Origin of the sequence: Curtobacterium sp. MCLR17_058, from assembly GCF_003234705.2 — a bacterium.
Classification (GTDB): domain Bacteria; phylum Actinomycetota; class Actinomycetes; order Actinomycetales; family Microbacteriaceae; genus Curtobacterium; species Curtobacterium flaccumfaciens.
Window position 1 is genome coordinate 2943310 of sequence record NZ_CP126262.1, and the last position, 13518, is coordinate 2956827.

Here is a 13518-nt window from a genome sequence, read left to right on the forward strand (position 1 = left end):
GTACGCCCGAAAGCACCAGGCATCGCGGGTGCCAGGGGAAGAACCGGGCGTACCTGGCGGAACCGGGCGTACCTGGCGGAACCGGGCGTACCTGGCGGGACCGGGCGTACCTGGCGGGAACGGGCGTACCTGCCGGAACCGGGCGTACCTGGGCAGAAGTTCCCTGGTGGTATGCCCGAAAGCACCAGGCATCGCGGGCGCCAGGGGAAGAACCGGGCGTACCTGGCGGGAACGGGCGTACCTGTGCAGAGCGGGCACACCTGGCCGAACCGGGCATACCTGGTCGGAAGTTCCCTGGTGGTACGCCCGAAAGCACCAGGCATCGCGCACGCCAGGGGAAGAACCGGGCGTACCTGGCAGAACCGGGCGTACCTGGCGGGAACGGGCATACCTAGGGGGAACGGGCGCGCCTGGCGGAACCGGGCATACCCGGTCGGAAGTTCCGTGGTGATATGCCCGAAAGCACCAGGCATCGCGCACGCCAAGGGAAGGACCGGGCGCACCTGGCGGGAACGGGCATACCTGGCGGAACCGGGCATGCCTGGTTGGAAGTTCCGTGGTGGTACGCCCGAAAGCACCAGGCATCGCGCGCGCAAGGGGAAAGACCGGGCGTACCTGGCGGGAACGGGCGTACCTGCCAGGCAGCGCACGGGTCAGGCGGGGACGGAGACCTTCGTCTCGTGCTTCCAGAACCCGGAGAACGTGATGCGGGACTTCGGCAGGCCCGCACGGTGCAGGTGGCGGCGGCCCTCCGTTGCGAGTCGCGACTCCCCCACGACGAACGCGTACCCCTGGTCGTCGGACGGCACGTGCCGCTGCAGTTCGGCGAGGGCCCCGCTGCCGGGGACGGCGCCGGGCTGCCGGACGATCCACGTCACCTGCACGCCGGTGGGGGCGTCGAGGTCGCGGATGTCGGCGGGGGTCGGGACCTCTTGGATGATGCGGCCGACGGTGTCGCGCGGCAACGAGGCAGCGATGCCGACGATGCCGGGCAGGCCGGTCTCCTCGGCGGCGACGATGACCTCGCTGGTGCCGGCGGGGACGTCGAAGATGCAGCCCTGGTCGAGCATCGCGAGCTCTTCGCCGGGGCGGGCGGAGCAGGCCCAGATCGCGGCACGGCCCTCGAGCTGACCGCGGTGGTCCAGGTGCACGACGAAGTCGATGTCGAGCTCGGCGGTGCCGTCGGCGAGCAGGCGGTAGGCGGCGACGGTGTAGTTCGCGCAGTGGGGGCGGATGTCCTCGGGGATGCCGAGGAACGTCGGCCACCACTTCTTGCCGTCCAGGTCGGGCATCCGGAAGGTGTCCTGGTCGGGGCGTCGGACGAACAGGCGGAACCAGTGGTCGAAACCGAGGTAGCCGAACTCGTGCAGGTCGTCCCCGGTGACGGTGACGCGCTGCATCGAGGGGGTCACCCGCTGGGTCCGGAGGACACGGGCGCGGAAGAGCCGGGGGTTCGTCGGCAGGAGCCGCGGGGTCTTCGCCATGAGGCAAGGCTAACCTAAGATGACTTCCGTGCCAGCCCCCAATCCCGTTCTGGCTTCCGGTCCGGAGGCCCCCGAACCCGTCGCGTCCAGCGCCCGAGACGGCGACGCGTCCCGTGCCCTCGGCGTCCACCGGACCGCGATGCGGCGGCGGACCGCGGTGATCGTCGGGCTCGTCGTCGCCCTGGTGCTCGTCGCCGTGGCGAGCATGCTGCTCGGCAGCAACCGCATCGGTGTCGCCGAGGTGTGGGCGGGGCTCACCCGCTCCGGGTCGAGCACCGACGAGGCGATCGTGTGGGGCTCCCGCATCCCGCGCACGCTCATCGGTGCTGCGGTCGGGGCAGCCCTCGGCATCGCCGGACTGCTCATGCAGGGACACACCCGCAACCCACTCGCCGACCCCGGCCTGTTCGGGGTCTCGTCGGGTGCGGGACTCGCGGTGGTGCTCGGCGTCTACGTGTTCGGGGTGACGAGCACGAGCGCGACCGTGTGGTTCGCCCTGGTCGGGGCCCTGGTCGCCAGCGTCGTCGTCTTCTCGGTGACCATCGCCGGCAGTGGCACCGCCAGTCCGGTGCCGCTCGCCCTCGCCGGGGCCGCGGTCTCGGCACTGCTCGCCGCCCTGACCTCCTTCGTCGTGCTGACCGACCAGGCCTCGCTCGACGCGTACCGACTCTGGGTCGTCGGGTCCCTCGCGGCACGGCAGCTCGACATCCTCGGGGCGGTGTGGCCGTTCCTGGCCGCCGGGCTCGTGCTCGCGGTGCTGAACGTCCGCGCCCTCGACGCCCTGGGGCTCGGGTCCGAGCTGGCGAAGGGGCTCGGCGAGAACGTGCTCGTCGCGCGGCTCGTCGGCCTGGGCGGGATCACGCTGCTCGCAGCCGGGGCGACCGCTGCTGCCGGCCCGATCGGCTTCGTCGGCCTGACGGTGCCGCACGTCGCCCGCGCACTCGTCGGCACCGGACACCGCTGGACCCTGCCGGTCTCCGGTCTGGTCGGCGCCGCCCTCGTGCTGCTCGCCGACGTCATCGGTCGTCTGATCGGCGGGTTCTCCGAGGTCGAGGTCGGCATCGTGCTCGCCGTCATCGGGGGCCCCGTGTTCGTCGCCGTCGCCCGTCGCCGATCGCTGGTGTCGCTGTGAGCGGGGCAGCGGTGCGCAGCACCGGCAGCACGCCCGGCAGCACGCCCGGAAGCACGCCCAGCAGCACGCCCGAGACCACCACGCCGGGCACGCACGCCCCCGCTCGCACCCCCGGCCGCGCCGGCATCCGCATCGGCCCCGTCGGCCTCGCCTGGCGCCCCCGGGTGTTCTGGTACACGGTCGGGTCGCTCGCCACCGTCCTGGTGCTCATCGTCATCGGGACAGCGGTCGGATCGACGTGGATCGCCCCCGGGGTCGTCATCCGGTCCCTGCTCGGCCTGGAGTCCGGGCCGGACGCCTTCATCATCACCACCCTGCGCCTGCCCCGCGTGCTCACCGGCGCACTCGTCGGCCTGACGCTCGGGGTCGCCGGCGCGCTCACCCAGACCTTCACCCGCAACCCCCTCGGCACCCCGGACATCATCGGTGTCACGGCGGGCGCGAGCGTCGGTGCGGTCGCGGCGATCGTCCTCGGCGGCGGGACGTACTCGGTGTCGTCCCTGGTGCTCGGTGGCGGGATCCCGGTGGCCGCGACGATCGGTGCCCTGGTCGCTGCGGTCCTGGTGTACGGCCTGGGCTGGCGCGGCGGCGTGCAGAGCTACCGGCTCGTGCTGGTCGGCATCGGCGTGAGCGCGACCCTCGACGCGGTGACGAGCTACCTGCTCGTCCGCGCGAAGATCACCGTCGCCACCGCGGCGTCCCAGTGGCTCGTCGGCAGCCTGTCGAGCACCTCGTGGGAGAGCGTCTGGCCGCTGCTCGTGGTGGCGGTCGTCGCGGTGCCGATCGCGCTCGCGACGAGTGCGGCCCTCGGCATCGGGCAGCTCGGCGACGAGGTCGCGACGGGCGTCGGACTCGGCGTCCAGCGGCACCGGCTGCTCGTCATCGCGCTCGCGGTCGTGCTGACCGCCGCCGCCGTGGCAGCCGCGGGACCGGTCGGCTTCGTCGCGTTCGTCGTCCCGCAGGTCGGGCTCCGGCTCGCCGGCACGAACCGGCCGCCGCTGCTGCTCGCCGGTGCCCTCGGCGCCGTGCTCGTGCTCGCCGCCGACCTGCTGTCCCGTTCCGCGTTCCCGTGGCAGGTGCCGGTCGGCATCATCACCACCGTGATCGGGGCGCCGTACCTGATCTGGCTCCTCGTCCGTCACCGCAAGGAGATGTCCCGATGACAGCACCACACCAGCACCAGCACGACACCCCCGTCCTCGAAGCCACGGGCCTGTCCGTCGGCTACGACCGCCAGCCCGTGCTGCGCGACCTGGACCTGCGCATCGAACGCGGCACCGTCACGACGTTCCTCGGCGCGAACGGCTGCGGCAAGTCGACCCTGCTCAAGGCGTTCGGCCGCGTGCTCAAGCCGCAGGCCGGTGAGGTCATGCTCGACGGCACCCCGATCCGCAGGGAGCCGAACCGCCAGGTCGCCCGCAAGCTCGCGATCCTGCCGCAGTCCCCCGTCGCACCCGCTGGCACCAGCGTGCTCGACCTCGTGATGCGCGGCCGGAACCCGCACCAGTCGTGGGCGAAGCCGTGGACCGCCGAGGACGCCGCCGTCGCCGAAGAGGCGATCGCCGCCACCGGCCTGACCGAGGTCGCCCACCGCGACGTCACGAGCCTGTCCGGCGGGCAGCGCCAGCGCGCCTGGATCGCCATGGTCGTCGCGCAGCAGGCCCAGACGCTCCTGCTCGACGAGCCGACCACCTACCTCGACCTCGCGCACCAGCTCGAGGTCCTGCGGCTCGTCCGGCGGCTGAACCGCGAGCAGGGGTCGACGATCGTGATGGTGCTGCACGACCTGTCGCTCGCGGCGCGGTACTCCGACCGGCTCGTGGTGCTGCACGACGGCGGGGTCGTGGCCGACGGCACCCCCCACGACGTCCTCACCCCGGCACTGCTCGAGCACGCGTTCGGCCTGCACGCCCAGGTGTTCCCCGACCCGGTGACCGGTGCACCGATGATCGTGCCCGAGGCGGACGAGCACGACCCCGTCCCGAGCGCCCCGACGGAGCACACGGCCCCCAGCGCCCGGACCGAGCACACGGTCCCGGCGAAAACCGAAGACGTGCTGGCGAGTACCGCGAACTTAGGTTAGCCTCTCCTAACGTGAAGACCTCCCGACGTGGCCACCTGCGCGCCGCCCTCCTGACCTCCGTGACCGTCTCGGCACTCCTCCTGACCGGCTGCTCGAGCACCGGCAACTCGAACGACTCCGACTCCGACGGCGGCACCGCCGCGTCGAAGGCATGGTCGTACGAGGACGCCACGGGCGCCACCGTGAAGGTCGACCACACGCCGAAGCGCGTCGTCGTGCTGAACGACATCGCCCTGTCGTTCATCGAGTACGGCCTGAAGCCCGTCGGCACCTTCGGGCAGCTGACGATGGCGAAGGACGCCCGGTTCAAGGGCCTCGACACCGACGGCATCACGCAGCTCGGCACCGCCTACGGCGACATCGACCTCGAGCAGCTCGCCGCGCTCAAGCCCGACCTCGTCGTCACCTCGGTCTACCCGACCGACGCCAAGGGCACGCTCGACACGAAGCAGCCCGGCTACGGCTTCAAGGACAAGGCGCAGGAGAAGCAGATCGAGGCCATCGCGCCGGTCGTCCAGGTGAAGTGGGGCGGCAAGGGCGAGGACGTCATCGAGAAGATCGCCGAACTGTCCGAGTCCCTCGGTGCGAAGGAGTCGACGGTCGACGCCGCCGAGGAGCGCTTCGACACCGCGGCCGACGAGCTCGAGAAGGTCTCGAAGGAGAAGGACCTGTCGGTCGTCTCGATGTACGCCGACGGTGACGGCGCGTACGTCACCCGCCCGACCGACGAGCCGTCGCTGCAGATGTACGCGTCGTACGGGGTCGACTTCGTCAACCCGAAGCCCGAGGGCTTCTACTGGGGCATCTACTCGTGGGAGAACGCCGGCCAGATCACCGGTGACGTGCTGCTGCTGTCGCAGCAGGGCTACCAGGTCGCCGACCTCGAGAAGCAGCCGACCTTCGCCGACAACGCCGCGCTCGAGGCGGGCCAGGTCCACAGCTGGACGTTCCCGGCCCTCGACTACGCGTCGCAGGCCGACTACATGACCAAGCTCGCGGGCTGGCTCGAGGACAGCAAGAAGCTGTCGTAGGACGCAACCGAGAACCGGCCTGGAGGCGCGGTGCCAGCTGGCACCGCGCCTCCAGGCCGTTGGTGGTTGCGTTCCGGGCCGTCAGCCGGCCGGCAGCGCCGCGTTCACCGCCGTCTGCGCGTCGCGCCAGACGGCCGCGCGCGACCCCGCGTAGGTGCCGCCCTGACCGTTGGAGAACGACCGCAGGTTGTGCTTCGCGCCGTCCGTGTTGCCCTGCCAGTAGGCGGTGACGGCACGCGAGGTCCCGCCCACCAGCCACACCTGGTCGGCCGCGTCCGTGGTGCCGGTCTTGCCGAACAGGGTCGCGCCGTCGGGGGTCTGCCCACCGCTCGCCGTGCCGCCGCGGAACGCGCCCTGCATGACGTCGAACGCGGTGGCCGCGGTCTGCGGCGACACCGCCTGCGTGCACGTGCGGGGTTGTCCGCCGAGTTCCTCGCCGTCGGGGGCGATGACCTGGTCGATCACGACGGGTGCACAGAACCGCCCGCCGTTCGCGATGCCGGCGTAGGCCGACGCCATCGTCAGCGGGGCGATGCTCTCGGTGCCGAGCAGGGACCCCGGGTTCCAGGGCAGCTCGCCACCGGTCGCCAGGTGCACCCCCAGCCGCTCGGCCACGTCGCGGATGTCGCACAGGTCGAGCTGTTCGGCCATCGACTGGTACGCCGCGTTCACGGACTGCGCTGTCGCGGACCGGACCGAGTACGGACCACGCTGCCCGGGTGAGTCGTTCTTCGGCTGCCAGAACGCCGAGGCGGGTCGACCGCAGGCGGTCCACTCGCTGTGCGGGTGCGGTGTGCCGTCGACGACGGTGTCCGGGCTGCGGCCGGCCTCGATCCACGCCAGCAGGGTGAACATCTTGTAGGTCGACCCGGTCTGGAACCCCGTCGAGCTGCCGTCCGCCTGGTCGGTGGCGTAGTTCAGCGAGGTCGCGGTGCGGGGCGCGTCGGACGACCGGTCGTGGTCGGTGTTCTGCGCCATCGTCAGCACACGGCCCGTCCCGGCCTCGACCGTGTTGAACGTGGCCCCGAGCGCCAGCCGCGTCTCGGTCTTCGGGTCGTACTGGTCGAGCAGCCGCTTCTGTTCCGCGTTCAGGTCGAGGTCGAGCGTGGTCTGGATCCGGTACCCGCCGGTGCGCCAGGCGTCCGCCCGCTGCTGCTTCGTCGCGCCGAGCTGCGGGAGCCGCTGGGCGATGGTCTCCGCGTGGTCGCAGAAGAACTCCGCGCCCACCTCGACCGCCTCGCACCCCTGCTGCGGGGCCGTCAGGTGCACGGAGTCGGCGACGCGGGACAGCCGAGCCGTGCGGTACTCCTCGGTCGACAGGTGCCCCTGCTCGTGCATCGACCGCAGGATCACGTTCCGCCGCGCGGCGTTGTCGCGGTGGTGGTCCGGCGTCGACAGGTCCCGTCGCTCCGGCCACTGCACGATCGCGATGAGGGACGCCGCCTCAGCCGGGGTCAGGTCGGTCGCCGACTTGCCGTAGTAGTGCTGCGCCGCCGACTGCACCCCGTAGGTCTGGTCGCCGAAGTAGGCGATGTTCAGGTAGGCGGCCAGGATCTGCTGCTTCGTGTACTGCTTCGCCAGGCTGATCGCGAGCTTCATCTCGGCGAGCTTGCGCTGCGGTGTCCGCCGGGTCGCGTCCTCGTACGCGGCCTCGCGCTCCTCGGCCGTGGGCAGTTCGCTCGCCTGCTGGATCTTGATGTTCCGCACGAGCTGCATCGTCAGGGTCGAACCACCCGACCCGCCCTCGGTCCCGGACGTGGCGACGCTCACGAGCGACCGGACGACGGACGTCGCGTCGACACCGCCGGTCTCGTAGAACCGCTTGTCCTCGCCGTCCACCGCGGCGTGCTCCAGGTGGTCGCTGATCTGGTCGAGCGTGAGCTCCTGCCGGTCCTGGTCCCACACGTTCGCCAGGTGCACCGGCTCGCCGCCGCGGTACGCCCAGATCTGGTTCCGCTGCGGCAGCTGCCCGATCTCGATGTCCTCCGGCAGTGACTCGAACACCCCGATCGCCGAGGTCGTGCCGACGCCGGCGACCGCGATCACCGGCGTCACCCCGACGCTCACCAGCAACCCGGCGAGCACACTGCCACCCACGAAGCCGAGCGCGGCTCCCCCTGCACGTCGCATCGTCATGTCGTCCGTCCCCCCTCGGTCGCACCAGCATCGGCGCGGTCCGGAGAGGCTCCCAGTCCTGCTCGGGCGGTCGCCGTGACTTCCCCGCGGAACACCGTCGTGTCCGCTGGGAAAGTGCCGGTGCGATCCGCTCCCCGCCGCCGCGCTACGATCCGGGCATGACCCCGATCACGCCACGTGTGCTGCACATCCTCTGCACGGCGTTCCTCGTCGTGGCGTTCCTGGCATCGTTCGTCGGTGGGTACGCGAACGCGAACGACTCCGGCGAGGGCGGCGCGAACATCGGTGCCGGGGCCCTGATGGTCTTCGGCGCACTCGCCGGCGTGGTCGGCATCGGGCTCGGCGTCGCGGCGCTCGTCTCCGGCCTCGTCGCCGCCCGGCGCAGCGCAGCCTGACCACCGGTCGCGCGCCGTTCGGAGCACCACGGTCGCGGTGGTGGCGGGATCGCCAGGACCGGAGGATCATCGGCCCATGGAGTACTCGACGGCGATGCTCACCGATGAGACGTGGCCCGACTTCGCCGCGCTCGTGACCCGCAGCAACGGTGTGTGGGGCGGGTGCTGGTGCATCGGTTTCCACCCGGACGGCCCACGCGGGACGCCCGACCCGACGGTGTCCCACCAGGAGGCGAAGCACCGCCACGTGCGGAACGGCACGAACCACCAGGTGCTCGTCTACGCCGACGGCACGGCGGTCGGCTGGTGCCAGTTCGGGCGGCCGGTCGAGCTGCCGACGATCCTGAACCCCGGTGCGTACGCCCGCGACGCCTCGACGCCGCCGGACTGGCGGATCGGCTGCGTGTTCGTGGAGTCCCGACACCGCGGTCAGGGGGTCGCACGCGCTGCGGTCACGACCGCACTCGACCAGATCCGGCGGGCCGGCGGCGGGACCGTCGAGGCCTACCCGGAGCAGACGGTCGAGCGGAAGCCGCAGCGCGGTGCCTACCTGCACACCGGGCCGGAAGAACTGTTCACGCAGTTCGGGTTCGTGCGCGACCGCCGCATCGCCAAGTGGCGGTGGGTGATGCGCACGACGGTGTGACCGGCGTACCCGCTCGACGCCGCGCTGCCAGCCCGGCGCGCGTACCGTGGGAACCGTGACACGCACCGCTCCGGTACGACCGCACCGCCTCGCCCTCATCGGCGCCGCCGTGGCCCTGGTGATCGGGGTCGGACTGCTCTTCACCCCCTGGGACGGGCCGGTCATCGTGCTCGCCTGGGCGCTCATCGTCGCCGCGGTCGTCCTCGGCGCCATCACGCTGTTCCTGGTGCGGGCGCCCCGCAGCTAGGCCGCGAGCCACGGCCAGCGCGACGATCTGGCGTGCCGCGCGACATCCCCGCACCAGCACCACCCGCAGCAGCGCCGGATACGCTCGGCGCATGACGGACCAGGGGTGGCACGAGGACGTGCTCGGAGCACCGTACGAGCGGCTCGAACTGCCGCTCGGCACCGACTCCGAGGGACCCGTCGTCGCCACCCTGGTCCGCCGCCGGCACACCCCGACGGACCTGCTGCTGCACGGTCGCGGGCCCCTGCACGGGGTCGACGTGCTCTACGTGCACGGCTGGTCGGACTACTTCTTCCAGGTGGAGCTCGCCGAGCGCCTCGAGCGGCTCGGTGCCCGGTTCCACGCGCTGGACCTGCGGAAGTACGGTCGGAGCCTGCGCCCGTACCAGACCCCGGGCATGGTCGACGACCTGGCGGTGTACGACGAGGACATCGCCGCAGCGCTCGACGCGATCTCGGCCGAGCACCCCGGCTCGGACCGCCGCCGGCTCGTCCCGATGGGCCACTCCACCGGCGGCTTGACCCTGTCGCTCTGGGCAGCCCGGCACCCGGAGCTCGTGCACGGCCTCGTGCTGAACAGCCCGTGGCTCGAGTTCCAGGCCACCGCGGTCGGCCGGGCCATCGTCGCACCGGTCATCAAGCTCGGTGCCCGCCGGAACCCCCTCGCGCCGATGCCCGCCGTCGACCCCGGCTTCTACACCCGCACCGTCTCGGCCGAGGGCGAGGGGTCGTGGACCTACGAGCAGCAGTGGCGGCCGGAGCGTGGCTTCCCCCTGCACCCCGGGTGGCTCGCCGCGGTGTTCGACGGCCAGGCACAGGTCGAGAAGGGCCTCGGGATCGGGGTCCCGACCCTGGTGATGCTGAGCGACAAGAGCATGCTCCAGCCGCGGTGGGACCCGGGCATGGCGCGGGCCGACGTCGCCCTGAACGTCGACACGGTGGCGCACCGCTCGCTCTCCCTCGGCGAGGAGGTCACGGTCCGCCGACTCGAAGGCGCCCTGCACGACGTCGTGCTGTCCGCGCCGGAGGTGCGGGAACGGGCGTACGACGCCATCGGGCGCTGGGCGAGCACCCTCCGCTAGTCCCGCAACGACAGTCCCGCGACGCTGGCGACTCAGTCGGACAGCCCGGCCACCGCGGTGCGGGTCGCCGCGGCGACGAGCGCGTCCGACGGCTCCGCACCGGCATCGGCGCGGCTCGTCATCACCACGAGCACGACGGGGTCGCGCCCCGGCGGCGTCACGACCGCGATGTCGTTCCGGACCCCGTAGGACGCCGTGCCGGTCTTGTCGGCGACCCGCCACGAAGGGTCCACCCCGGCACGGATCGTCGCGTCCCCGGTCGTGTTGCCGAGCATCGCCTCACGGAGCACCCGCCGGTCGGCAGCGTCGAGGGCGTCCCCGAGCAGCACCGTCCGGAGGTCCGCCGCGAACCGCTCCGGCGTCGTCGTGTCCCGTCGGTCACCCGGGATCGCCTGGTTCAGGTCGGGTTCGACCCGGTCGACGCTCGTCGTCCGGTCCCCGATGCCGCGCAGCCACCGCTCGACGGCGTCCGGCCCGCCGAGCCGTTCCACCAGCAGGTTCGCCGCGGTGTTGTCGCTGGAGCGGAGCGCCGCGTCGACGAGCTCGCGCACCGTCATCCCGGTGTCGACGTGCTCGCTCGTCACGGGCGCGTACTCGAGCAGGTCGCCGCGGTCGTAGTGCACGACGGTCGCCAGGTCGGCGTCGGACGAGGCGTCGAGGACCGCCGCCGCGATGAACACCTTGACCGTCGACGCGAAGGCGAACCGCTCCCCCGCACGGTGCACGATCGTCCGACCGCTCCCGGTGTCGACGGCGGCAATCCCGAGCCGTGCGTCGTACTGCCGCTCCAGCGCCGCGAAGGCCCGCGCGGTGGCGGGGTCGGTCGCCGGCGCCACCGAAGCCGACCCAGACGCAGACGCTGACGTGGACGACGTCGGCCCGGTCGACGCCCCGCCCGGGCCGCCGGAGCACCCCACCAGCCCGACCAGCACCAACGCCGTCAGAGCAGCGGCCGTCATCCTCGTCCCACCTCGCACGCCCCGAGCCTGCCCGATGACCGTGCAACTACCCTGAGCGGCATGCCAGCTCCCGCCGTCCGCCTCACCCGCCTGGACCCCACCGGCGCCGACCGCCAGGAGTTGCTCGCATTCCTGACGTCCGAGGAGTTCCCGTTCCACGTCCGACGGCGCATCAGCGCGGCCGACGCGGCGAGCGCCGTCGACTCCGGCGCCTACCGCGACGACGAGCACGACACCTCCTGGCTCGACCACGACGACCACGGCCGCATCGGTCTGGTCCGCCTCGAGGACCTGGCCGACCCCGTCCCCCTGTTCGACCTGCGCCTGGCCGGTCGGTTCCGGGGCCGCGGCCTCGGGGTCCCCGCCCTGCGTGCGGTGACCGACCACGTGTTCACGACGATGCCGGCGATCACGCGCTTCGAGGGCCAGACCCGCGAGGACAACACCGCCATGCGCCGGGTCTTCGTCCGTGCCGGCTGGGTACAGGAGGCCCACTACCGCGAGGCGTGGCCCGTCGACGGCGGCCCGGCCGTCGGGTCGGTCGGCTACGGCGTGCTGCGCCGCGACTGGGAGACGGGCGAGACCACTCCCTTGCCGTGGGACGACGTCGCGCGGTGAGCGGCTGACGGTTCTGGTTCACGATCCTCGGGGTTCGCGAACCGGAACCGTCATCGTGCGGAGACGAACCGCCGTCCCGCGCCCGTCACGCGGGCAGCAGGCGGACGGGAGGCCCGTGGCGGCGCCGCCACGGGCCTCCCGTCCGTCGGTCGGTCGCGTCTCAGGACCGTGACAGGCGCTCCACGGTGGCGTGTGCACCGTCCGCGATGAGCCCGTCCAGGGCGTCGCGGTACGCGGCGACGAACCGTTCGTCGTCGACCAGGTCGCCGAAGACCTGGCGGTTCGCGATGAAGGCGAGGCGGTCGTCGCGCTGGGTCAGGGCGATGCGGTGCAGGGGCTCGGCGAGCCGGTCGACGATCTCGATGGGCTCACCGGACTCGTCGGTGCCCTCGTCGTAGCGGGCCCACGACGCGACGATGCCGGCGGACAGCGTGACGGGTCGGCCGGCGGCCAGGTTCTCGCGCACGACGGGGAGCAGCCACTTCGGGATCCGGTCGCTCGACTCGGCGCAGAGCCGGGCGAGGGTGTCGCGCACCTCGGGGTTCTGGAAGCGCTCGATCAGGGTCGACTTGTAGTCCTCCAGGTCGATGCCGGGCACCGGGTGCAGCGTCGGCGTGCCCTCGTCGTCCATGTAGCGGCGCAGGAAGGTCGCGATCGCCGGGTCCTGCGTGGCCTCGTGCGCGTAGCGGTACCCGGACAGGTAGCCGAAGTAGCAGAGCCCCTGGTGGCTGGCGTTGAGGAGTCGGAGCTTCATGAGTTCGTACGGCTCGACGTCGTCGACGAGCTGGACGTCGGCGTCCTCGTAGGGCGGCCGGCCGGCGGGGTGGTCGTCCTCAAGCACCCACTGGAAGAACGGTTCGGCGACGACGGGCCAGGCGTCGTCGATGCCGAGCTCGTCGCGGACCCAGGCGCGGTCCTCGTCGGCGGTGACCGGGGTGATGCGGTCGACCATCGAGTTCGGGAACGCCACGTGCTCGTCCATCCAGTCCGCGAAGGCCGGGTCCTGCAGCCGGGCGTAGGCGGTGAACATCGACCGTGCGACGTGCCCGTTGCCCTGGATGTTGTCGCAGGACATCACGGTGAACGGGTCGAGGCCGCGGTCCCGCCGGCGGCGCAGTGCCTCGACCACCAGGCCGAACACCGTGCGGGGCGGGCCGTCGCCGCGCAGGTCGGCCGCGACGCCGAGCTCGTCGGCGACGAACTCGCCGGTGACGTGGTCGAAGTTGTAGCCGCCCTCGGTGATGGTCAGGCTGACGATCCTGGTGTCCGGGTGCGCCATCTTCTCGACGACGGCGTCCGGGTCGTCGACGGCGAGCAGGTACTCGACGATGCTGCCGACGACGCGTGACTCACGGGTGCCGTCCGGGTGCTTGAGGACGAGCGTGTACAGGCCGCCCTGCTCGGCCATCGCGGTCGCCATCCGACGGTCCTGCTCGAGCACGCCCACGCCGCAGATACCGTACTCGCGGGCCTCGCCTCGCTGCAGGAGCCGGTCGACCACCATCGCCTGGTGCGCGCGGTGGAACCCGCCGACGCCGAAGTGGACGATGCCGGCGGTGATGCCGTCGCGGTCGTAGGTGGGCACGGCGACACCGCTCGCGGCGATCTCGTCGAGGGTCTCCGGGGACAGGCGGACGGGCATCGGTACTCCTTCGTACGGTGGCGGATCCGCGGGCGGTGACGCAGCGGTTCGTCCCGCCAGTCTG

At 72.1% G+C, this 13518-nt stretch carries 13 protein-coding genes; 9 read left to right on the top strand and 4 right to left on the bottom strand.

What is annotated here, in order from left to right; genetic code table 11:
• Positions 1–653: 653 nt before the first annotated feature.
• A complete protein-coding gene (locus DEJ11_RS13880; RefSeq protein WP_111104298.1) occupies positions 654–1484 on the bottom strand; it encodes a siderophore-interacting protein in 831 nt (276 codons plus the stop codon).
• 28 nt (positions 1485–1512) lie between these two features.
• Between DEJ11_RS13880 and DEJ11_RS13885 the strand changes: the two genes are divergently transcribed.
• The 4 genes from DEJ11_RS13885 to DEJ11_RS13900 are packed head-to-tail and all read left to right on the top strand — an operon-like array spanning position 1513 to position 5730.
• Positions 1513–2616 (top strand): FecCD family ABC transporter permease, encoded by a 1104-nt coding sequence (locus DEJ11_RS13885; protein ID WP_246566063.1) that lies wholly within the window; start codon positions 1513–1515, stop codon positions 2614–2616.
• An 11-nt stretch (positions 2617–2627) separates the two neighbouring features.
• The gene (locus DEJ11_RS13890; RefSeq protein WP_111104330.1) at positions 2628–3779 is read left to right on the top strand and encodes a FecCD family ABC transporter permease; all 1152 of its coding nucleotides are present in this window, start codon (positions 2628–2630) and stop codon (positions 3777–3779) included.
• The gene (locus DEJ11_RS13895; RefSeq protein WP_111104299.1) at positions 3776–4699 is read left to right on the top strand and encodes an ABC transporter ATP-binding protein; all 924 of its coding nucleotides are present in this window, start codon (positions 3776–3778) and stop codon (positions 4697–4699) included. The genes DEJ11_RS13890 and DEJ11_RS13895 overlap by 4 nt, the downstream gene beginning before the upstream one ends.
• An 11-nt stretch (positions 4700–4710) precedes the next feature.
• Positions 4711–5730 (top strand): ABC transporter substrate-binding protein, encoded by a 1020-nt coding sequence (locus DEJ11_RS13900; RefSeq protein WP_111032867.1) that lies wholly within the window; start codon positions 4711–4713, stop codon positions 5728–5730.
• Positions 5731–5811: 81 nt separating this feature from the next.
• Here DEJ11_RS13900 and DEJ11_RS13905 read toward each other — a convergent pair whose 3' ends face one another.
• A complete protein-coding gene (locus DEJ11_RS13905; RefSeq protein WP_258375488.1) occupies positions 5812–7866 on the bottom strand; it encodes a transglycosylase domain-containing protein in 2055 nt (684 codons plus the stop codon).
• Positions 7867–8024: 158 nt separating this feature from the next.
• On the opposite strand from DEJ11_RS13905, the gene DEJ11_RS13910 reads away from it, so the two are divergent.
• The 4 genes from DEJ11_RS13910 to DEJ11_RS13925 all read left to right on the top strand — a co-directional run bounded on the left by DEJ11_RS13910 (position 8025) and on the right by DEJ11_RS13925 (position 10235).
• Positions 8025–8261, top strand: coding sequence for a hypothetical protein (locus tag DEJ11_RS13910; RefSeq protein WP_111104300.1), 237 nt, complete (start codon positions 8025–8027; stop codon positions 8259–8261).
• 76 nt (positions 8262–8337) lie between these two features.
• Positions 8338–8907 (top strand): GNAT family N-acetyltransferase, encoded by a 570-nt coding sequence (locus DEJ11_RS13915; protein WP_220038335.1) that lies wholly within the window; start codon positions 8338–8340, stop codon positions 8905–8907.
• Between the two features lie 55 nt (positions 8908–8962).
• Positions 8963–9154, top strand: a complete 192-nt coding sequence (locus tag DEJ11_RS13920) for a hypothetical protein (RefSeq protein ID WP_111023553.1) — start codon at positions 8963–8965, stop codon at positions 9152–9154.
• A gap of 91 nt (positions 9155–9245) precedes the next feature.
• Positions 9246–10235, top strand: coding sequence for an alpha/beta hydrolase (locus DEJ11_RS13925; RefSeq protein ID WP_111104302.1), 990 nt, complete (start codon positions 9246–9248; stop codon positions 10233–10235).
• Between the two features lie 32 nt (positions 10236–10267).
• On the opposite strand, the gene bla is transcribed toward DEJ11_RS13925, so the two are convergent.
• Entirely contained in the window at positions 10268–11071 is an 804-nt protein-coding gene (gene bla, locus DEJ11_RS13930; RefSeq protein WP_258375490.1) for a class A beta-lactamase, read from the bottom strand.
• 183 nt (positions 11072–11254) lie between these two features.
• Here bla and DEJ11_RS13935 point away from each other — a divergent pair, with 183 nt between their 5' ends.
• Positions 11255–11812 carry a GNAT family N-acetyltransferase gene (locus DEJ11_RS13935; RefSeq protein WP_111104305.1) on the top strand — a complete coding sequence of 186 codons (558 nt, stop codon included), beginning with the start codon at positions 11255–11257 and terminating at the stop codon, positions 11810–11812.
• A gap of 160 nt (positions 11813–11972) precedes the next feature.
• Here DEJ11_RS13935 and DEJ11_RS13940 read toward each other — a convergent pair whose 3' ends face one another.
• Entirely contained in the window at positions 11973–13454 is a 1482-nt protein-coding gene (locus DEJ11_RS13940) for a mannitol dehydrogenase family protein (RefSeq protein ID WP_111104307.1), read from the bottom strand.
• Between the last annotated feature and the right edge of the window lie 64 nt (positions 13455–13518).